This is a genomic window from Empedobacter sp. UBA7248, from assembly GCF_002472945.1.
In the GTDB taxonomy this organism is placed as follows: domain Bacteria; phylum Bacteroidota; class Bacteroidia; order Flavobacteriales; family Weeksellaceae; genus Empedobacter; species Empedobacter falsenii_C.
This window is the reverse complement of the sequence record NZ_DKSU01000006.1, coordinates 1-21,765: the sequence shown is the minus strand read 5'-3', so window position 1 is coordinate 21,765 and position 21,765 is coordinate 1. Positions and strand designations below refer to the sequence as shown.

Annotated in this window: 20 protein-coding genes; 11 read left to right on the top strand and 9 right to left on the bottom strand. The window is 31.9% G+C overall.

Features of this window, described 5'->3' with window-relative positions:
• Nucleotides 1-135 precede the first annotated feature (135 nt).
• From bshB1 to ccsA, 3 genes are all read right to left on the bottom strand, one after another.
• Nucleotides 136-837, bottom strand: coding sequence for a bacillithiol biosynthesis deacetylase BshB1 (gene bshB1 / locus B4A23_RS04790; RefSeq protein WP_125349099.1), 702 nt, complete (start codon nt 835-837; stop codon nt 136-138).
• 3 nt (nt 838-840) lie between these two features.
• Nucleotides 841-1,434, bottom strand: coding sequence for a glutathione peroxidase (locus B4A23_RS04785; protein WP_181816287.1), 594 nt, complete (start codon nt 1,432-1,434; stop codon nt 841-843).
• A gap of 115 nt (nt 1,435-1,549) precedes the next feature.
• Nucleotides 1,550-4,840: a cytochrome c biogenesis protein gene (ccsA, locus tag B4A23_RS04780; protein WP_291117516.1), complete on the bottom strand. Its 3,291-nt coding sequence runs from the start codon at nt 4,838-4,840 to the stop codon at nt 1,550-1,552.
• A 270-nt stretch (nt 4,841-5,110) separates the two neighbouring features.
• Here ccsA and B4A23_RS04775 point away from each other — a divergent pair, with 270 nt between their 5' ends.
• From B4A23_RS04775 to B4A23_RS04760, 4 genes are all read left to right on the top strand, one after another.
• Nucleotides 5,111-5,539, top strand: a complete 429-nt coding sequence (locus tag B4A23_RS04775) for a CC0125/CC1285 family lipoprotein (protein WP_180906237.1) — start codon at nt 5,111-5,113, stop codon at nt 5,537-5,539.
• Nucleotides 5,540-5,634: 95 nt separating this feature from the next.
• Entirely contained in the window at nt 5,635-6,891 is a 1,257-nt protein-coding gene (locus tag B4A23_RS04770) for a Y-family DNA polymerase (protein WP_291117883.1), read from the top strand.
• Nucleotides 6,864-7,361 (top strand): LexA family protein, encoded by a 498-nt coding sequence (locus B4A23_RS04765; RefSeq protein ID WP_291117513.1) that lies wholly within the window; start codon nt 6,864-6,866, stop codon nt 7,359-7,361. The genes B4A23_RS04770 and B4A23_RS04765 overlap by 28 nt, the downstream gene beginning before the upstream one ends.
• A gap of 56 nt (nt 7,362-7,417) precedes the next feature.
• Nucleotides 7,418-7,879, top strand: a complete 462-nt coding sequence (locus B4A23_RS04760; RefSeq protein ID WP_180906239.1) for a hypothetical protein — start codon at nt 7,418-7,420, stop codon at nt 7,877-7,879.
• Nucleotides 7,880-7,913: 34 nt separating this feature from the next.
• Here the strand turns inward: B4A23_RS04760 and B4A23_RS04755 are convergent, their stop codons facing one another.
• Complete coding sequence (locus tag B4A23_RS04755; protein WP_291117510.1) at nt 7,914-9,302, bottom strand: hypothetical protein; 1,389 nt, start codon at nt 9,300-9,302, stop codon at nt 7,914-7,916.
• 294 nt (nt 9,303-9,596) lie between these two features.
• Between B4A23_RS04755 and B4A23_RS04750 the strand changes: the two genes are divergently transcribed.
• Nucleotides 9,597-9,845 (top strand): type B 50S ribosomal protein L31, encoded by a 249-nt coding sequence (locus B4A23_RS04750; protein ID WP_180906240.1) that lies wholly within the window; start codon nt 9,597-9,599, stop codon nt 9,843-9,845.
• A gap of 132 nt (nt 9,846-9,977) precedes the next feature.
• Entirely contained in the window at nt 9,978-11,150 is a 1,173-nt protein-coding gene (locus tag B4A23_RS04745) for a proline dehydrogenase family protein (protein WP_291117507.1), read from the top strand.
• A 51-nt stretch (nt 11,151-11,201) separates the two neighbouring features.
• On the opposite strand, the gene B4A23_RS04740 is transcribed toward B4A23_RS04745, so the two are convergent.
• The 3 genes from B4A23_RS04740 to B4A23_RS04730 all read right to left on the bottom strand — a co-directional run bounded on the left by B4A23_RS04740 (nt 11,202) and on the right by B4A23_RS04730 (nt 12,520).
• Entirely contained in the window at nt 11,202-11,510 is a 309-nt protein-coding gene (locus tag B4A23_RS04740) for a hypothetical protein (RefSeq protein ID WP_291117504.1), read from the bottom strand.
• Between the two features lie 67 nt (nt 11,511-11,577).
• Nucleotides 11,578-11,889 (bottom strand): hypothetical protein, encoded by a 312-nt coding sequence (locus tag B4A23_RS04735; protein ID WP_180906243.1) that lies wholly within the window; start codon nt 11,887-11,889, stop codon nt 11,578-11,580.
• A gap of 82 nt (nt 11,890-11,971) precedes the next feature.
• Entirely contained in the window at nt 11,972-12,520 is a 549-nt protein-coding gene (locus B4A23_RS04730) for a hypothetical protein (protein WP_291117501.1), read from the bottom strand.
• A 142-nt stretch (nt 12,521-12,662) separates the two neighbouring features.
• Between B4A23_RS04730 and priA the strand changes: the two genes are divergently transcribed.
• On the top strand, nt 12,663-15,122 hold the full coding sequence (priA, locus tag B4A23_RS04725) for a replication restart helicase PriA (RefSeq protein ID WP_291117498.1): 2,460 nt from the start codon (nt 12,663-12,665) through the stop codon (nt 15,120-15,122).
• 42 nt (nt 15,123-15,164) lie between these two features.
• Here the strand turns inward: priA and B4A23_RS04720 are convergent, their stop codons facing one another.
• The gene (locus B4A23_RS04720) at nt 15,165-15,539 is read right to left on the bottom strand and encodes a membrane protein (RefSeq protein WP_038335690.1); all 375 of its coding nucleotides are present in this window, start codon (nt 15,537-15,539) and stop codon (nt 15,165-15,167) included.
• 412 nt (nt 15,540-15,951) lie between these two features.
• Entirely contained in the window at nt 15,952-16,452 is a 501-nt protein-coding gene (locus B4A23_RS04715; RefSeq protein ID WP_291117496.1) for a GbsR/MarR family transcriptional regulator, read from the bottom strand.
• 174 nt (nt 16,453-16,626) lie between these two features.
• On the opposite strand from B4A23_RS04715, the gene B4A23_RS04710 reads away from it, so the two are divergent.
• The 4 genes from B4A23_RS04710 to B4A23_RS04695 all read left to right on the top strand — a co-directional run bounded on the left by B4A23_RS04710 (nt 16,627) and on the right by B4A23_RS04695 (nt 21,023).
• The gene (locus B4A23_RS04710; RefSeq protein WP_135836687.1) at nt 16,627-17,316 is read left to right on the top strand and encodes an ABC transporter ATP-binding protein; all 690 of its coding nucleotides are present in this window, start codon (nt 16,627-16,629) and stop codon (nt 17,314-17,316) included.
• 63 nt (nt 17,317-17,379) lie between these two features.
• Complete coding sequence (locus B4A23_RS04705) at nt 17,380-18,609, top strand: ABC transporter permease (protein WP_291117493.1); 1,230 nt, start codon at nt 17,380-17,382, stop codon at nt 18,607-18,609.
• Nucleotides 18,609-19,865: an ABC transporter permease gene (locus B4A23_RS04700; protein WP_180906246.1), complete on the top strand. Its 1,257-nt coding sequence runs from the start codon at nt 18,609-18,611 to the stop codon at nt 19,863-19,865. The genes B4A23_RS04705 and B4A23_RS04700 overlap by 1 nt, the downstream gene beginning before the upstream one ends.
• A 24-nt stretch (nt 19,866-19,889) precedes the next feature.
• Nucleotides 19,890-21,023 carry an efflux RND transporter periplasmic adaptor subunit gene (locus tag B4A23_RS04695; protein ID WP_286501852.1) on the top strand — a complete coding sequence of 378 codons (1,134 nt, stop codon included), beginning with the start codon at nt 19,890-19,892 and terminating at the stop codon, nt 21,021-21,023.
• Nucleotides 21,024-21,765: the final 742 nt, after the last annotated feature.

Below are 21,765 nucleotides of genomic sequence, written 5' to 3'. Positions count from 1 at the left end.
ACTGAGCTACAATCACCATTTTTATTGCGAAATTAACTTTTATTTAATCTCTCAATTGGACTGCAAATATAGCCTATTAATCGGTACTTGCAAATAATTTTGACAAAAAAATAAAGGTTTTTTACACCTTTATTTCTAAATTAAAGAATCTAAATTATTTACGCCAATGTAACTTCGCGAAATAAATCCTTCTCCACCTTCAGTTCCGATTAATCTTCCTAAATCATACGCACGATATCGGATAGAATCAGTAAAGTTTTTCGATGAAATTGGCGTTTGAGGTTCGCTCGAATTTGGATCAAAAAATTGCGTTTTATACGCCATACAAGCTTCCACTTTTGTATCAACAAAACCAGAAATATCAATCACAAAATGAGGTTCTAATGGCAACCATTGAATGTAGTGGAAGTGCTTTTTTGGACGCCAAGCAGGTAATCCATTATCAATTTTTGGTAAACCCGATAGGAAAATAGCAGTATTCACTAAATCTGAACCTTTTCCATGATCTGGATGGCGATCGTGAGGCGCATTACTCAAAATAATATCAGGTTGATATTTGCGAATAATTTCGACAATTTTCAATTGATTTTCTTTATCATTCAAGAAAAAACCATCAGGAATTCCAAGATTTTCTCTCACAGCAACGCCTAAAATGTTTTTGGCATCATTTGCTTCTACACGGCGCGTTTCATCGGTACCACGAGTTCCCAATTCTCCTTTTGTTAAATCAAGAATACCAACCGTTTTACCGTTTTTAATTTCTTTTGCAAGTGTTCCTCCACATCCCAATTCTACGTCATCAGGATGCGCTCCAATTGCAAGAATATCTAACTTCATTTACTATTTATTTAACCAATCTATTATTTCTTTTGAATCTGGAGTTACTTTTGATGGGTAAGAAGCCTCTAAAGTTCCGTCTTCATTAATCAAAAATTTTGTAAAATTCCATTTTACATCATTGTCAGATTTTCCGTTCAATGATTTTTTTGTTAAGAATTTGAAAATTTCATTTTGATTTTTTCCAATTACATCACTTTTTGACATCAAAGGAAAAGTTACGCCATAATTTAATTTACAAAAACTTGCAATTTCTTCGTTGTTGTCAAATTCTTGACCTCCAAAATTGTCCGAAGGAAATCCAACAATTACCAAACCTTGATCTTTATATTCTTGATACAATTTTTCTAAAGCATCATATTGAGGTGTGTAACCACATTTTGAAGCTGTGTTAAGAATTAAGATTTTCTTTCCTTTCAAATCAGCGAAATTAAAATCGTCATCATTGATATCCTTGAATGTATAATCGTAAATTTTGTTCACTTTTTGAGGTGTTTTTGTTGTTTGATGAATGGTTTGCTTTTTAGAAACTTTCTTAGTTTCTTGCGCATTACAAGCTATAAATAGCCCTAAAAATCCGATGAATAAATATTTCATTGCGTACTATTTTAAACAAATTTAAAAAAAATGTTACGATTTGTAAGTTAAAGTAGGTTAAAATAAAAAAGCTCACCTTTCGATGAGCTTTTAACATTTATAATATTCAAAGAAATTAATCTTTTGATTTTACATGGTAAACTTTGTTTTGGAAATACCAAGCTGCAATAGATAAAACTAACATTGCGACTGCTGTTGCAGGAACCCAAAATGGAATTGGAATTGGATCTCCGGCTGCGTATGAGTGTAATCCAGATAAGTAATAGTTAACGCCAAAATACGTCATAATTACTGTCCAAACAGCCCACATTGCAGCGATGTTGAAAGTTAATTTTCCTCTTAATCCTGGAACTAAACGCATGTGTAAAACAACTGCATAAACAATTACTGAAACGAAAGCCCAAGTTTCTTTTGGATCCCAAGACCAGTAACGTCCCCAAGATTCGTTTGCCCACATACCTCCTAAGAATGTACCAACAGTAAGTAAGAAAATACCGATTGTTAATGACATTTCAGAAACGTAGGTCATTTCTTTTAGCGAAATTTCAATCTTTTTATTTGGTTTAATCATCATGATAATTAATGAGAAAACTCCTAAAATAGCACTTAATCCAAAGAAACCATAAGATGAAACGATAATCGCAACGTGTACAATTAACCAATACGATTTTAGAACTGGTACTAATGGTGTAATTTGTGGATCTAACATAGAACCTCCGTGCGCAAATCCCATCATAATTACAGCAACCATAGCTCCTGTTGTTGGAATAAATGCGTTTCGGTTTTTGTATAATAACAATCCAGCTAAAACACTAATCCATGAAATAAATACAATGGCTTCGTAACCGTTAGACCAAGGTGCGTGTCCCGTTAAATACCAACGAACACCAAGTCCTGCGGCTTGTATGATAAAGACAATAAATATTAATCCCAAACAAACATTGATAATTCGATGCAGTGCTTTGCTTTCTGAAAATAACTGAATGAATGATAAAATCATTAAGACTCCACCAACCATACAATAAGCAATCATCACCCAAAAGAAAACGTTGTATTTATTGTATAACACCTCAATCTCAACTTTTGTTGGAGAAGGCACAACATTTTTACCCCATTTTTGTTGGTATTTATCGATATAATCTACTGCATTATCTGCAGGCGTCCAATTACCATTTTCTAATCCTTTCGAAACCATGTTAAAATAAACACTAATCATTCCAAGTGCCATTGTATCGATTTCTACAGGATTTTCTTGTGTTTGATAAATCCAAGAAGTCCAACGCTCTGAAGGATCATTCTGAACAGGAATTATTTTTAATTGATAACCTTTTGCAGTTTGATCTAAAATATTGAAACGTTCTGTAACTTTAATTACTTCCTCATCAAATTTAGAACGCTCTGAAGGTTTTCTTGAGAATGCTTCGTTATAGGCTTTGTCTAATTTGAAACGAGTCGTTTTTGGATCAATCAAATTCATTAAAGATGTGTAACCATCTTCGTTTGCGCTTGTAATTTTCTTTAAACGATCACCTCCTTTATCACCAACTTCAATCATTGGAGCATTTACCCAATAAGCAGGATCTAATTGCAAAGAAATAAACCATTTATTGGCAGATAATCCGTGGAATTTATCTTTTTTATAAACTTTTCTAAGAATTTCTAAAGCTTGCGTATTAATAGGTTTTATACGTCCTTCGATATCTTGTGTAAGTAAATGACCAAATTTATCAGCGTGCTCGTCCGGAATTTTTACGTTCTTCGCTAATTCATCTCCATCAGCCATTTTTGTAGAAAAACTACCAATATGTTCTGATGAATGAACATTTCCTTTTTCCGAATCAGTCTGAATTTTTTGATGTCCATTTTTTCCTCCATCAGTAGTACTTGGATTTTGAGCAAATGCTAATCCAGAAAGTAAAAATAATGGAAGTAAAATATTTACTTTTTTGGTATGTAAACTTTTTAATAAAGAGTTTAATTGTGTAAAACGAGTTCCTTTCCAGAATAATGAAACAAACATTCCTCCAAATAATAGGAAGTATCCTAAATAGGTAATGTTAGTTCCCCACCAGTCTTGGTTAACTTGTAAAATAGTTCCGTCTTCTGTTGGGAAATAACTCGATTGGAAGAAACGGTAACCTTTATAATCCATTACATTGTTCATATAAATGTGATGTTTTGTTTCTTTTCCTTCGTCGATAACTGTAATGTTAGATTCGAAAGAAGAAGGGTTTGTAGAACCAGGGTAACGATCTAAAATAAAATCATCTAAACGAATGCTAAATGGAACTTTCACTAACTTAGAACCGTAACCTAACGAAATATTCATTCCGTCAATTTGTACATCAGCAGAATAATTTGTGACACCTTTTCCTCCAACAATTGTTACTGTATCGCGTTTATCACCAACAATAACTTCAGCTCTAATTGCACCAGGAAGATTTTTTTCTTCTGCTTTAAATTTAGAACCTTGTCGATATAAAACTTCACCTTTGAAAGCCGGATTTGGAACTACAAATTGCGCTCCGTTGATTGTATATAACGAACGTAATTTTAATGGAGCAGGAACATTAAATTCAACTTTTCCAGCACCTTCTTGCAATTTCTGCATGTCTGTAATTTGTCCAACTTGTTGCCCAGCCATTTGCACATATTCTCCTTCGAAAGGCGATTTGATAACCAAATTTTCTCCTTCTCCAGTAATTTGTACCGCACCATCTTGTGGTCTATTGTACGAAACTAAAGTTCCATTAACACTTTTGATTTCACCATTTCTGATGAAAACAGAATTACGTCCAGTTTGTCCAACTGTCACGATTTCTAAAACATTAATTCCTTCTTTTTTTCTTACAACTGTATCTAAAGCGTGAGGTACGTAATCAAAAGTTTTTAATTTAATGACTTTATCTTTGAACTGATATTCACCTTCAAAGTGTCTACGGAACAGAGAACTTGTACTATCTTTTCTGTCAAAATACGTCATGTTGTATTGATGATTGTCGTACGCTAAACGTTGTGTACCATCATCAACCATCATTTTGAAATAAGATTTGTACGATGTAATTTCGTTACTTGTTCCTCCTTCTGGAATAGGCATTTCACCCTCGAAACTGATGTAACGAGTAATTCCTCCTCCAATAAAAATAAACAAAAATGCTAAGTGGAAAACCAATAAAGGCAATTTTTCCTTTGACCATAATCGGTATCGTTTGATATTCATTAAGAACAAAACGATCAACCAAATCATTAATACCTCAAACCACTTTGCCTCGTAAATAACAGCTTTTGCAGTAGCCGTATCGTAGTCATTTTCAATGAAAGTGGCATAACCCATGGCGATTGCGTAGATGAATAGCAAGACCGTCATGGTTCTGGTAGAAAATAGATATTTTTCTAATTTACTCATTACTTATAATTGATTTACAAAAATAGGTGAGTTTATCAGATAAAGCATTAAAACTTAAATGATTTTTATTAGAATCAATGAGTTAATAGAATGTTAAATATGTTGGACCGAAATTGATTTTAAATATGTGAAAAACATACTGTTAATCAGAAATGTTTATAAAAAAGTATTTTCTTCAAAAATAATTTGTTAAGAAAATATTTAGAAATATCAAAAACATATCTTAAAAGGAACAACTTTTGTTAATGCACAATAACCAATTATAATGATATGAAAAAATTAACTCAAATTTTATGTGCTGGAGCTTTCATTTTTGCTTTAGCAAGTTGTCATAACAGCAAGGCTGTTGCATACCAAAAAGATAATGGTACAGGCGGTTATACCGAAGAAAAGGTGAACAATGATACGTATATTGTTAGTTTTGATGGAAACGAATATAATAAAAAAGACAAAACGTTTGACTATGCTTTGTTGAGAGCAGCAGAAATTGGTCAGCGTAATAATTTTGATTATTTTGCAATTTTAAGTACGGTGAATGATAAAGTCTTGGAAAAAAGTAACAGCTATACAAAGTTAGATAATAATGATACGTGGCTGAAAGTACAATATTTCAAAAACAGTAAACCAATAAAATTTCAAACGGTTTATGAACCAGCTGTTGTAATAAAAGATTTGCATAAAAAATATAAAATTAAATAAGGATACAAACCACTCATTTGAGTGGTTTTTTATTTTGGAATAAATTAACATTTTCGATGACACAATGTGGCGTTTTAACTTCTCAACTTTGTACTATGTTCGCATTGATAGATTGTAATAATTTTTACGCCAGTTGCCATCGTGTTTTTCAACCGAAGCTTCTTCATCAGCCAATTGTAGTGTTGTCTAATAATGATGGTTGTGTAATTTCGCGTTCTGCCGAAGCGAAGTTAGCTGGAATTCCAATGGGTGCGCCTGCGCATCAATTTCAACGTATTTTTGAACAGAAAAAAATCAAAGTTTTTTCGTCAAATTATCAATTATATGCGGATATGAGTAATCGTGTAATGTCGATTTTATCGTTGTATTCGCCTGATCAAGAAATTTATTCGATAGACGAATGTTTCTTAAAATTGAATGGATTTGATCGTTTTGATTTGAAAAATTACGGATTAGAAATCAAATCTAAAATTTATCAGTTTACAAAATTGCCAGTTTGTGTTGGAATTGCACCGACTAAATCCTTGGCGAAATTAGCGAATCATATTGCGAAAAAATTTCCAGAAGTTCATCAAGGAGTTTATGTTATTCAGACTCAAGAACAAATCCATAAAGCGTTAAAATGGCTAAATATCGAAGATGTTTGGGGAATTGGTAGACGAATGTCACGACGTTTGAGAATGATTGGTGTCAATAAAGCGTTGGATTTTGTACAATTAAAAGATGATTTTCTTCGGAAAGAATTTTCGATAGTAGGTTTGCGTTTGAAAAAAGATTTGTTAGGTGAAGCGGTGTTAGATTTAGAAGCGATTTCGGCAAAGAAAAGTATTGCAACGACGCGTAGTTTTGAAGAATATACCAACGATTTTGAATATGTAAAAGAGCGTGTTGCTACTTTTTCGGTTTCGTGTGCTGAGAAACTTCGGAAACAGAATTCGTCTTGCAATTTGGTTACAGTTTTTATTCAGACCAATAATTTTGATAGAAATAAACCGCAATATTACCGTACAATTTCGGTCCATTTACCTTATGAATCGAATTCAAGTATTACGTTGTCCAAATTTGCAATTAAAGCGTTTGAGCAAATTTATAAAGATGGTTATGAGTACAAAAAGGCTGGAGTAGTGGTGTCTGGAATTGTTTCGTCAGATCAAAAACAATTATCGCTTTTCGAGGAAGAAAATCAACATCATCCAGATTTGATGAAAGTCATCGATTTGTTGAACAAAAAATTTGGTGCAGCAAAAATAAAATTAGCTTCGCAAGATTTGAATAAAACGTGGAAAATGCGTCAAAATAATTTATCACCTTGTTATACAACGAAGTGGAAAGATTTGTTGGTGGTGTATTAAATGATAGAAAAATGAATGGAGAGATAAAAATGTTAGACAAAGAACTCAATCTTTTTGTGATAAATACAGATGGTGAGAAAAAATATATTCCGAATTTTGGTCATGTAAATGCTGGATTTCCTTCGCCTGCAGAAGATTTTGTAGATGATAAAATAAGTTTGGACGAACGTTATTTAACGCATCCCGAATCTACTTTTTTGATTGTCGTTGGTGGAGATTCGATGTATCCTATTTATCAAAAAAATGATATTTTGGTGATTCGGACAGATCTTATTCCGTTGCATCACGATGATATTATTGTTTCCGTTAATAATGAAGATTATACGTTGAAACGTTTTGATAAAATAAACAATAAATTAATAGCAATAAATCCAAATTACAAAGATTGTGTACAAATACACGAAAATGATGAGGTGGTTATTTTAGGTGTTGTGGGTGTTTTGGTACGAGAAAAAACGAATAGAATTTGAACCTTTGTTGTAACTTTTTTATAAAACATGCATCTTAATAGTAAAGATATGATGTTATGAGAAAATTTATTTTATTGTGTTTTGCAGTGATGTTGGTACAATCTTGTGTGACAATTTCAACTGTTTCGAATGTGTCAACAAATGCGTCAAGATATTTGAGCATTGATGGAATTTATAAAACAGAAGGAACAACATATTCAGCAACAAAAGTGATTAGACGAAATAATAATCAAATCGTTTTGGACTTTACACAAATGCAAGGAGAAGTTTATTATTTCTTGAAAACAAATCAAGATATAGAACTTGAATTAGATTATGAAGTGAAACAAAAAAATGGTTTAATGGATTTCTCGATTGTAGATTATACAGGAAAAGAATTAACTCAAATAGGTAGTGCTTCTAAAGGGAAAATGAATAAAAAAGAATCTATTCATTTAGAATCTTATAAAAGTTATAGAATCAATTTTAAAGGAGATGAGTTTAAAGGAAAAGTATCTGTTCAGTTAAATAATAAATAAAAAATAAATAAGGTTGNNCAACCTTATTTATTTTTTATTGAAATGCTCCAATTGTAGGAGTTGTGCCTCGTGGTTGTCCATTATAATCTAATGGATATTGTTGTGCAAACGATATTTTTCCTTTTCCTTTTGCAGGCGATTCGTTTTTCACCGCTAATTTATTTGCAAAATATTCTGTATTCTCAAACATTGGATCTAATGTAATATTTGCCAAGAAATTTGGCGCAGTTGTTACATTTAACGTTGATGTATCTACATTATGAATAATATTGGTATCAAATAAATAATTGAAAGCCGCACCATCTTTTTTATCCAATAAAATAGCATTCGGCGTATTATCATTATAAAAAATACAATTCCCGAAGGTTGCTTTTGTTAAAGCCGAAACATTTTTATCATTGTTTTCGTTACTCAAAAAAAGTGAATAAGCTGGACCAGCACCTGTTGCAAAATGGTAATAATTGGCAAAAGTAGAATGATAAAATTCGTACGAACCTCCATATTCTATTGCTAAAGTCGCCAAATTACTATTATTCATCACCAAATTGTAACCTGTAATTGTAGCGTTTGTAGCTAAAATTCCATACGATTGATTATTGACAATTTTGGCGTTACTAATATCTAATTTCGCGTTATTTACGTGTAAACCAGTATCCGCACCAATAATTTTTGTATAATTGATTTTCGATGTACTATTTGGAGCTAATTCGATTTTGTTCCATTGATCAGGAATCGAATCGTATTTGTTGTCATGACGCGCCGAACGAAATTTTACTTCTTCATTCAAAGCTCCATTCACTGTAAGTTTTGCATTGTTTCCAATCGTTAAACTTGCTCCTTTTTTGAAATAAACTTTAGCTCCTTTATCAATTGTTAAATCACTTGTAACCGTTAAATTTCCATCAATTACTTGCGCTTCGTTCACATTCCAATTTGCAGAAGAAATTGTAGCATCTTTTGCATGAATTTTAGCTTTTTCTATCCAAGAAAGTAACTTGATTTTTTTAGAAGAATTAGTTGTTTCGAAATTAATTTCGTCATCGTAAAGTGGATTAAGAGGCGCTTCTTGTGCATTTACTTCAACAAAAATAAATAAACTATCCTTTTTGCGAATCGGTACATTTTCGAAACTTGTTCCTGCTTTTCCGTCTACATTTATATTGAAAAACGAATTATTTCCACGTGTCAAATATATTTTTGGAATCACGCGATCATCATTCTCAGGATTATAAATTTTAAGAAGATAAGTTTCAGATTTAGAAAAATTATATACGGTATCTACGGAAACGGTATCTTTGCTAAAACGCAATTCAGAACTAATAGGATCATAGTCAAAATCATCGCGACAAGATTGAAAACCAATCAAAGAAGCAATACCAAGTCCGGCGATTAATGTTTTTACGTTCATAAAGTTATGATTCATTATATAAGTTTAAACAGCAAATAATAGGTTTTATTGTAGATGGACAAAGATAAAAATTAGATTTTTATGAATAGATTCACCAAAAATATTTGTACGAATTACTAAAATGTTTATATTTGCACCACGAAAAATGTGTACAAGAAGTGCAGGTTTAATTTTAAGAAGCCCATTACACTCGAAATTAAATTTGCTTAACGTATTGTTTTAAATGTTTTTTCAATAAAATTGATTGTAACATTCTGTAAATAATATTATCTTTGCACTCCAATAAAGTTAACAAAGAAGATTAAAAAAATGAAAAAAGATATCCACCCAACAAATTACCGTTTGGTAGCATTCAAAGATATGTCTAACGAAGATGTATTCATCACAAAATCTTGTGCTGATACTAAAGATACATTAGTTGTTGACGGAGTAGAGTACCCATTAATCAAAATGGAGATTTCTTCTACATCTCACCCATTTTACACAGGTAAATCTAAATTGGTTGATACTGCAGGACGTATCGACAAATTCAGAAGCAAATACGCTAAAAAAGGATAAGAATAGGCAACTATTTGCAATCTTTAAAATATATCAAAAACCTACAAGAATTTCTTGTAGGTTTTTTTAGTTTAATCAGGTTTTAATTATAAATTTGTAACGTTATATTAACACAAAAAATAGTTAACTCACATGTCTTTATTCGACAATACACAGTTTGCTTTCGAATCGAAATCAGATAAAGATTTAAAGAAAGCGTATTACTTATACAAGTTAATCGGAAGCCCCGCATTGACAAGTTTTGGAACTAAGTTTTTTAATTTACCATTTGCGGTAGATATCCCATTCGTAAAACCTGTAATTCGTGAAACAATCTACAAACAATTTGTAGGAGGAGAAACGGCAGAACAAGGTGTGGTTGTCGCAAATGAATTATTTAAATATCACGTAAGTTCTATTTTAGATTATTCTATCGAAGGATTAACAGAAGAAAAACAATTTGACGAAGTTCGTGACGTTATGTTACACTTGGTTGATTTAGCAAAATCTAATCAATCAATTCCATTTGTAGTTTTTAAACCAACTGCATTTGGTCGAATCGAATTATTTGAAAAAGTAGGAAAGAAACAAACGTTAACTGCAGAAGAAGAAAAATCTTGGGCAAATATTCGTCAACGTTTCGAGGCTGTATGTCAAAAAGGATATGAGTTAGATGTTAATATCATGGTAGATGCAGAAGAAACTTGGATGCAAGGTTCTGCAGATGATTTGACTGACGAAATGATGGTGAAATATAACACAAAGCGTGCTTTAGTTTGGAATACGTTGCAAATGTATCGTCATGATCGTTTGGCTTATTTGAAAGAAATGCATGCAAAAGCAGAACGCGAAGGATATTTCTTAGGATTCAAAATTGTGCGTGGAGCATATATGGAGAAAGAACGTGCACGTGCGCAAGCCGAAGGTTATCCATCTCCAATTCAACCAAACAAAGAAGCTTCGGATAGAGATTATAACTTAGCGTTAGAATTTATTGCTTCTCATCACGAACGTTTTGGTTTATTCGCAGGTTCGCACAACGAAGAAAGTTGCGAATTGTTAATCAAATTGATGAACGAAAACGGAATTGAGAAAAATAATCCAAATTTCTGGTTTGGACAATTATTCGGAATGAGTGATAATATTTCATTCAACTTGGCGCATTTAGGATACAATATTGCAAAATATTTACCATATGGACCAATCAAAGAAGTAATGCCTTACTTGGTTCGTCGTGCACAAGAAAATACATCTGTTGCAGGACAAACTGGTCGCGAATTGATGCTGATTGAAAAAGAATTAGAGCGTCGTAAAAAATCGAAATAATCGTATTTTTATATCAAGCAAAAATCCACTCAATTTGAGTGGATTTTTTAATTAATTATTATTTTTCTTGATTTTAATCTTGCCTTTATGTTCGTGATACATCATACAAGTTGCTTTATTTTCTAACTCTTTGCATGTTTTTTCAAAATCATAAATAACACTTACTGTTTCACCTTCTTTTTTGTCCGAAAGCATTTCATTATTACAAACCAAATAATCCTCTTTATTATCAACACGAATGTAAGTTCCTGTACAATCTCTCACAATTGTTCCTGTAAATAATCGATCGTGTTTGATATTTGTACTACAAGAAGATAGGGCTAAAGTAAAGAGAGTAGTTAATGTGAAAAGTAGTTTCATATTTTGATAAATTAATAATCATAAATATAAAGTTTTTTATAGAGTAAATAAATAGAGCTTAACTATTTTAAAAACTTTTTTCATTAAAATTTAGAATAACCAACATCATCGAATCTTGTAAAGAAGTCACTTGATGAATAACTTTTGGCGGAAGAATATATTCGTCAAATTCTTTTAGATTGACAATCTCAATTTTTGAGTCAATTTCTATTTCACCTTTCAACATCAAAATTTTTGCATTTACAGGTAATTGATGATCGATTAATTTCAAACCTTTTTTCAGTCCAAAAGCAACAACACGCGTATCATCATTTCTGAAAATGATTTTTATAATTGGTTTTTCCGATTCCGAAATCTGATCTAAAATGGCATGTAACATAATGATAGTTTTTGAATTCTCTTAAAATTAGTATTAATTCTTCAAACTGTCTGAAAATGAAATATTAATAATTTGTGAAATTTTATTTTTTAATTAATGATTGATAATAGATAATTGCAGTTGGATCAATTTCTATTTTCTTTTGAAATGATTTCGCTTGTAATAAGAAATGCAAGTGTAACTCATTTTTATTTGTTAATCCAACGTAGTATAGTTTTGGAAAAGTTTTCCATATTGCAGTTCCATTATTATTCACTTTTATACGAAGATTTGGATTTGGATTATCTCTTCCGCTCGCATCATATAATTGTATTATTAGAATATTTTTGTACAAAATTGTTTCAACAGGTTCATTTTTATTATTGTAAGTAAAAATCCCAAGTTCATTTACCATCATAGAAGTTGCATATTTTTTACGTAAAAAATAAAAAGGGATTCCAATTAAACAAATAGCAACACAAAATAATAAACATACAAACAAAACAATGATTCCTGAAATTTTAAGACTGAAAGTAGAAAAAACAATGAGTATTAGGGAAATAATCAATGTTATAATGATTAACTGTGTTATAGTTTCATTCATTCTTGTTTTCGATTTATTTTCGACACTATATATAGTAGAAGAGTTCATGATTTTATTTTTAATTAAATTAAAGATTTTAATTAAGAATATAAAATCCCCAATTATAGCTAAATAAATGCAAAAATATTTTCAAAATTAGCTTTTCATTTCTTCTAAAAATCTTCCTAACTTGCTGTTTTAAAATTACAGAATGACAACGAATTATTTTGCCGAAATTATTTTACCACTTTCATTAAATGGAACGTTTACGTATCATCTTTCTGAAATTGATTTACAGCAAATTAAAGTTGGTCAGCGTGTTTCCGTGCCTTTCGGAACGCAAAAATTATATACAGGAATTGTACATTCTATTCATCAAAATGCACCAGAATTATACAAAACAAAGGCAATTCATGCTTTTTTGGATGACGTACCTTTGGTCACGCAAACACAAATTAGTTTTTGGGAGTGGATGGCAAATTATTATATGTGTTCACTTGGCGATGTTTTTCGAAATGCTTTTCCTTCTGCGTTAAAATTAGAATCTCAAACTTTTGTTCGATTAATTAATCCAAATTACGAAACAATTGAAGAACTAAATGATTATGAATTTTTAGTTTTTGAAGCACTGAAATTAAGAGAAATCATTTCGGTTGAAGAAGCAGCTTTAATTGTGGATGAAAAATCAGCAATTCCAACACTTAAATTATTAATTGATAAAGGAATTATTCGATTAGATGAAAAACTCAATGAAAAATATACGCCAAAAATTGATAATTATGTCAGATTACATCCTGATTTAAAAGGAAATGAAACTGCTTTTATTGAGATTTTAAATCAATTAAATAAAGCGCCAAAACAGCGCGAAACTTTGTTGCAATTGATTACATTAGAGACGCAATTACAAGAAAAACCGCTAAAAGTGGCAGATTTTGTAAAACAAGGAGCGACAAATGCAGTACTTAAATCGTTAACAGAAAAAGGAGCGGTCGAAATTTATCAACATCAAACTTCTCGTGTAGAAGAACAGGAGAAAGATGTAACTGAGATTTCAGAATTGACATTGAAACAAACTGCTGCTCTAAATCAAATTAAAGAAGATTTTAAAGATAAATCGACTGTTTTGTTGCATGGTGTAACATCAAGTGGAAAGACAGAAATTTATCTAAAATTGATGGAGCAAGTAATTGCGAAAGGAAATAAAGTGTTGTATTTATTGCCAGAAATTTCGGTCACAACGCAAATTGTTCATCGCATTAAAAAACATTTTGGAGAAAGAGTAGGAGTTTATCATTCGAAATTCAATCAAAATGAACGTGTCGAATTGTGGCAAAAAACCTTGAATGGTGATTTCGATATTATCATTGGTCCACGAACAGCGTTGTATTTGCCTTTTGATAATTTGGGAATGATTATCGTCGACGAAGAGCACGAATCGTCTTACAAGCAGATGGATATAAAACCATTTTTTCATGCACGCGATATGGCGATGTTGCTTGGAGGAATGATGAACGCAAAGGTTTTGTTAGGTTCGGCGACGCCTTCGGCTGAAAGTTATTATAATGCAAAAAATAAAAAATATGGTTATGTCGAATTAACGGAACGTTTTGGAAACATAAAATTGCCCGAAATTAATTTGGTTGACCTCAAAAAAGCGCAAAAGGAAAAAGAAATTACAGAAGATATTTCACATACACTTCGTGATGAAATTTTCAATCAATTGCATCAAAAAAAACAAGTCATTTTGTTTCAGAATCGGCGTGGATATGCACCGATTATGGAATGTAATACGTGTGGTCATACGCCCGAATGTCCAAATTGTGATGTCAGTTTAACATATCATAAATTCTCGAATCAACTAAAATGTCATTATTGTGGTTATGCGCAAGCGAAACCCTTGCGTTGTCCAAGTTGTGGTTCGCACGAATTGAATACAAAAGGTTTGGGAACGGAGCAGATAGAACAGCAAGTTCAAACGATTTTTCCTGATGCAAAAGTTCGAAGAATGGATGTAGATTCGATGCGCGGGAAATTTGCTTACGAAAAATTAATTGAAGATTTTGAGAACAAAGAAATTGATATTTTAATTGGAACGCAAATGATTACAAAAGGTTTTGATTTTGGAAATGTTAATTTTGTTGGTGTTATTCGAGCGGATTCTTTGTTGAATTTTCCAGATTTTAGAGCGCACGAAAAAGCATTTCAATTGTTAACGCAAGTTTCTGGTCGTGCAGGTCGTAGACAAGAGCAAGGAAAAGTATTGATTCAATCTTTTCAACCTGAACATCAGATTTTGCAAAATGTTACAACTTACAGTTATGCGCCAACGATGAAGGATATTTTGTATGAGCGCAAAGAATTTTTGTATCCGCCTTATTCTCGGTTAATCAAGTTGCGTTTCAAGCATAAAAATAAAGAACGTTTGGATAAAACAGCGGCTCAATTGGTTGTTTTGCTTAAACCAAGTTTTGATGCAAAATGTTTACTTGGTCCTGAAGCGCCTTCGATTGGACGAATCAATAATTTGTATATTACAGATGTGATGATTAAAATTCGACCAAATCAATCGCCTCAAAAAGTAAAAGATTTAATTCAATCAAAAATAGATCAACTGCATACAATTGCGGCTTTTCGTTCTGTACGAATTGATGTAGATGTAGATCCAGTTTAACAAAAAAACCTCTCAAAAGTTAACTTTTGAGAGGTTTTTTTGTTAAGATTCTAGGCTTCTTAAATATTGTTGTTGCAAAGATCGACGTCTACCTTTCATAAATAAGAATAGATTTAGCATTAACATTATTCCTAAATAAATAGCAAAACCACCAATTTTTGTGCTCAATCTTACAATTAAATCTTCGGTTGTTGCGATAGAAGTCATGTAAACAATTAGCATGGCGAAACCAATATTCAAAAGATAGAAACCAATTTTGAACAATGAATTTGTTGCGCTTGCAATATCTTCTTTTTGATGAAAAATATCGTACATAAATATTTTTCCATTTTTGAATAAAACGTTAGAAACTGCGATTGTCATTAATATTGCCACTGGTAAGTAAACCAAATATGCAATTAGATTGTAATTTGTCATAATTTGTTGTGTTTAAGTGTTTATTTTTTTGCTTTTTCTTGCGATATAAATAATCGATAAATTAATAAAATGTAATATTCCGAGAATTAATAAGATAAATCCAATTTTGTAGGATAAGGACGAAAACATAATGGTAATGGAGTCAATTCGTTCCCAATTTTGTAAACTTATTGCCGAAAATCCAAGATTGACCAAGTAATAACAAATCAATAAAAGATTATTAATCGATTGACAAACAGAATGATTGTCGATTAAATTTGTCAGATATATAAAACCAATTTTATACACTTTCCAACCAACAAAAATGGTGATATAGAAAGTAATAATTAGATAAATGATATACGAAGTAATATTATACATATTGAATTTTCAATAATTTTTGAAACTTGTAATTCAAAAAAATACGAATTGATTATTTCATCAAATTCGTGATTTTTCCTACCAACCAATGTTCATCAGATTTGATGGCAAGGTCCATTATATTATTGATTTTTGTCGAAACAGAAGATAAATCTTGTAACAATTTTGTAAATTCTTTTGCGTCATCAGATTGATCATCAATGTTTTTTAATGATTCTAAAAAATCAATTACAGGTTCTATTTCACGCTTTCTGCGTTCTTTTGTAATTTGTTTGAATAAATACCAAACATCTTTATCGGCAACAAAATATTCTTTACGTTCTCCTTTTATCAATTCTTTTCTTACAATTCCCCAATCCATCAAAGCGCGTAAATTCATATTTGCATTTCCTCTCGAAATTTGTAATTCTTCCATTACTTGATCTGTGGAAATTGGTTCGTTGTATGTTAATAATAATGCATGAACTTGTGCCATTGTGCGGTTTATTCCCCAATTAACAGCGAAAGTTCCCCAAGTTTGAACAAATTTTTCTTTTGATTCTTCTAATTTCATTGCAACTATTATTTACACAAATATATATAAATTTCTAAACTTTCAAAAATTATTGAAAATTAATTTTAAAAAATATTTCATCAACAGATTCTTAGATAAATCTTAAACTTGCTTGTAACATTTTTCTGATAATTTCGACTTATCTGTTATCTTTATTGAAATTTACAACAATCTATGATATCTATTCGAGATTTAAATAAATCCTACATAATGGGAAAAAATAAACTTCACGTACTCAAAGGAATTAACCTTGAGATTGCGGAAGGTGAATTTGTTGCGATTATGGGATCTTCGGGATCGGGGAAATCAACTTTATTGAATATCATTGGAATGTTGGACGAGCATGATACAGGCATTTATGAATTGGACGGCGTTAGAATAGAGAAATTAAACGAAACAAAAGCGGCTAATTATCGAAACAAATTTTTAGGATTTATTTTTCAATCGTATAATTTAATTGGTTTTAAAAATGTCTTAGAAAATGTGGCGTTGCCGTTGTATTATCAAAAAGTAAAACGTTCGGATCGAAATAAAATTGCGCTTAGTTATCTGGAAAGAGTTGGGTTGGAGCCTTGGGCTACTCATATGCCAAATGAACTTTCGGGAGGACAAAAACAGCGTGTTGCAATTGCGCGAGCGTTGGCTGCAAAACCTAAGTTGTTATTAGCCGATGAGCCTACTGGAGCGTTGGATACGAAGACGTCGCAAGAAGTAATGCATTTGATTCAAGAAATTAATGACGAAGGTAAAACAATTGTAATGGTGACGCATGAAGATGATATTGCGAATATGTGTAAACGTATTGTTCGTCTGAAAGATGGTGTAATTGTAAGTGACGAAAAAGTAGAACAAGTAAGAGTTTAATGATTTTCGAATTTCAAACTTCGTCAATCATAAATCATAAATCAAAAATCGTAAATATAAAATATGTTTGATACAGACCGTTGGAGCGAAATATGGTCGTCCATTGCAAGTAATAAATTGCGTACGGCATTGTCGGGTTTGACAATCGCTTTAGCGCTTTTTGTGTTTATTACATTGTATGGATTGGGAAATGGTTTGCAGAACGGGTTTCAACAAGAATTCTTTAAAGCAAATTCATTAAATATTACTGTTAACGGCGGGACGACAACTGAGCCTTACAATGGTTTCAAACAAGGACGTGCAATAGAATTGGACGTAAAAGATTTCAATTTTATAAAACATTCTTTTCCAGATGAAATAAAATCGATTGTAAGTACAATTTCGAAAAGTGATACGATTAGAAATGAAGCTAATTCAGGAAGTTATTCGATTACTGGAGTTTATCCAGAATATGAATCAATGATTAATGAAAATGTAACGCTTGGTCGATTTATCAATAAAAAAGATATGGAAAATCAATCCAAATCAATTGTTATTGGACGATTGGTTGCGCAAGATTTTTTTCCAAATCAAATTGCTATTGGTAAGTATTTGCAATTAGGTTCAAGTATGTATCAAGTCGTTGGTGTTTTCGAAAGTAAAGATGGTGGCGATAATGCTGAGCGTGCTTTGTATGCGCCTTTTACAACATTTAGAACGATTTATGCGACGGATAAAGTTTCATCAATTATTGTAACGCCAAAAGATGGAATGGCTTTGGCTGATATATCTAAACTAGCAAATGCAATCGAATATAATATAAAAGGCCGACACAATGTTGCGCCTTCTGATTATGGTGGAATTTGGGTGCGAAATGCAGCCGATGCAATGGAAGATACCAATCAATTTTTCTTGATTTTGACAATTATTGTATTTGTAATTGGTGGAGGAAGTTTGATTGCAGGAATCGTAAGTATCGGAAATATTATGGTGTTTAGTGTAAAAGAGCGTACCAAAGAAATTGGTATTCGAAAAGCCTTAGGCGCAACACCAGCCAATGTTTTGGGATTGATTTTACAAGAAGCAATTATGATTACAATTATTTTCGGAGCAATAGGAATTGCTTTAGCGGCACTTGTTGTAGAAAATATTGGTGATAGTTTAGAAGAATATTTTATTTATAATCCAGGCGTAGAAACCAATTCGTTGGTCATGGCTTGTATTATTTTATTTGTTGCAGGAACAGTTTCTGGATTAATTCCAGCTTTGAATGCAGCACGTATTAAACCTATTGATGCTTTAAGAGACGAATAATGAACTTTATAAAATTTGTTTTTGATCCAGATGCTTGGAGCGAAGTCTATGCGGCGATTCGTAAAAATAAATTGCGCACTATTTTGACGATGATTGGTGTCGCATGGGGAATGTTTTTATTTGTCTTATTGTTAGGCGTAACACGTGGTTTGCAAAATGGTTTTGACCGAAATTTAGCAGATGCCGCAACCAATTCATTATTTGTTTGGGGAGGAACAACATCGATGCCGTATCAAGGATTTCAGAAAGGTCGCACAATTGAATTGAAAATGAGCGATGTTCGTCAAATTCAGGCTCGTTTTCCTCAAATTTCGTTGTTAGCACCTCGAAACTCTAAACCAAATTCAATATTAACTTACGGAACAAAATATAATTTTTACACGGTTAATGGAGATTATCCAGACCAAAACCGAATGTTTGGGAAAGATATTATTCAAGGTCGTTTTATCAATGAAGATGATATCAAAACTGAATCGAAAGTTTGTGTAATTGGAATTGAAGTAGCGGAACAATTTTTTGGAGATAAACCAAAACCTTTAGGTAAAGAAATTAGAATTAGCGATAGTTATTATACAATTGTCGGCGTTTACGACACACCTTCTTCGCCTGTAGAGAGCAAAGATCAAGTGTTTATTCCGTTTACAACATTTCAAAAAATATACAATCAAGGGGAAACGATTCAATATTTAAGCTTGAGTTTACCTAATAATTATGATATTGTTGCTTTCGAAAAAGAATTAAAAACATATCTGAAACAGATTAAAAATATTTCGCCTGATGACGACCAAGGAATTGGAGGTTTTAATTTAGGTGAAATGCTTGGGAAGATTATGAAATTCGTAAAAGGAATGCAATTCTTAGCAATCGTTGTAGGAGGAATGACATTATTTTCTGGCGTTATTGCGATTGCAAGTATTTTATTGATTACGGTTTCAGAACGTACAAAAGAATTTGGAATTCGAAGAGCATTAGGTGCGATTCCTGCTCAAATTCGAGGACAAATTTTGTTAGAATCAGTAGTTTTAACATTAATTGCAGGTTTAGGCGGAATTATTTTTGCAGCACTCTTGCTAATGGTTCTCAACGAAGTCATCATTCCATCAAATAAAAACATACCTTTATATAATGCGTCAATCGATTTGTTTACACTTTTTACAGCTTTAGCGGTGATGGTGGTTATGGCAACTTTAGCGGGATTGATTCCTGCTCAACGAGCAATTCAAATCAAACCTATTGATGCATTGAGAGATGAATAACTAAAACTTAACAGATATAAAAGAATGAAAAAATTTCTAAAGATTTTGATGATTGTCGTTTTTATCGGTGCTGTAATCGGTGTGATTGCGTATTTCGGTAAAAAGAATAGCCAAGACAATGAAGTTTATGAAACGACAACACCTTTTATGGGAAATATCGAGGTGAAAGCTGTTGCAACTGGTGAAGTAAAACCGTTGGAAACAATTGAAATTAAGCCAAATATTTCAGGTGTTATAAAATCGATAAATGTTGCAGAAGGACAATATGTAGAGCGCGGTCAGTTGATTTGTGAATTGAAAGTTGTTCCGAATGTTCAATCATTAAATGCAGCTCGTCAGTCTATTCAAGCGGCACAAATTACGGTTGATCAAGAACGTCGTAACTTCAATCGAACATCTACTTTATACAATCAAGGTGTTTTGCCTCGTGCAGATTATGATAATGCAAATGCAACATATAAATCAGCTCAACAACAATTAAAAGCTGCCGAAAACGATTACAAAGTTGCGCAAACAGGTATTGCTCCTGGTTTAGAAGCTTATGCAACAACGCGTATTACGGCAACTACTTCGGGAATGATTTTAGATATTCCTGTTGAGGTTGGGAATATGGTACAAGAGATTAATAATTTCTCTACAGGAACGACGATTGCTACGATGGCTGATGTTAAGAAAATGATTTTTCAAGGAAAAGTTGACGAAGCTGAGGTAGGTAAATTGAAGGAAGGAATGAAAATTAATGTATCGATTGGTGCAATTCCGAACAAAACTTTTACAGCGATTCTTGATTTTATTTCGCCTCAAGGAGTTGCAACGAATGGAGTAGTGCAGTTCGAAATTAAAGCGCCGGTTCAATTAGATTCTGATAATTTTATTCGTGCAGGATATTCTGCAAACGCTGAGGTTGTGACGCAAGAAGCGAAAAATGTATTGTTGGTAAAATCAGCGCATGTTCGTTACGACGAAAACCAAAAACCATATGTTGAGATTCTCACTTCTGGTAAAGGACAAGATGCGAAGTACGAAAAGAAATACATCACTCTTGGAATTACAGATGGTGTGAACGTTCAAGTAAAATCTGGCTTGAAAAAAACAGATAAAATCAAAATTTGGAATACCGATTTAGAAAAAGACAAAAACGGTAACGGTTCACATTAATAAGATAAAAAAGGAGAACTAAATGTTCTCCTTTTTCATTTCTTTCGGATCTGTTATTCTGAATGTAGCTTCAGCGCAATAAAGAATCTATATATTACACCATATTATACCCAGTTTGTCCTGCTGAACTTGTTTCAGCATCTCATTACTTGAAGAGGTATAAGGATTATAAAGAATAAGCTTACTTTATTAAAGAGTTTTCTATGAAAGCTTAATTATGATGTCATATTAAACTCGTTTCAACATTACATCTATTATATATTGAATAAACTATTCTCGCTTTGTGACAATTCTTCCCGAGTAGATATCCACAAAGTATCCGCTGTTGCTTTGCTTAAATGAGCAAACCATCATCGTCTAATCATTTCATTGCTGTAAAAACTATAAAACATTTAGTTTTGCTGAGCTCCCAAATAATCAAAACAAATTTTCTTATTTTTAACTAAATCGAAAAAATGACCTTTCAATAAAAAGGCGTTCATAAATGAAGGAATTCGAAGCGAAGAAAAAGATTTAGCCGATAGGTTTTTAAATCTTTTCGTGCAGAATGATTCATTTTAGCCTTTTTGTTGAGGTCTTGATTTTAATACCCAAAATCATCTCATGATTTTTCCTCTTAATCTCAAATGTTTTTTTATCAAGAAAAAAATGAAAGTAAATATTAATTTTTCACATAAATCTCTCTATTTCGTCTACCGTTTAGCGTAAACCGTCAAACATTTCAAAAAATATTTCTCATCAT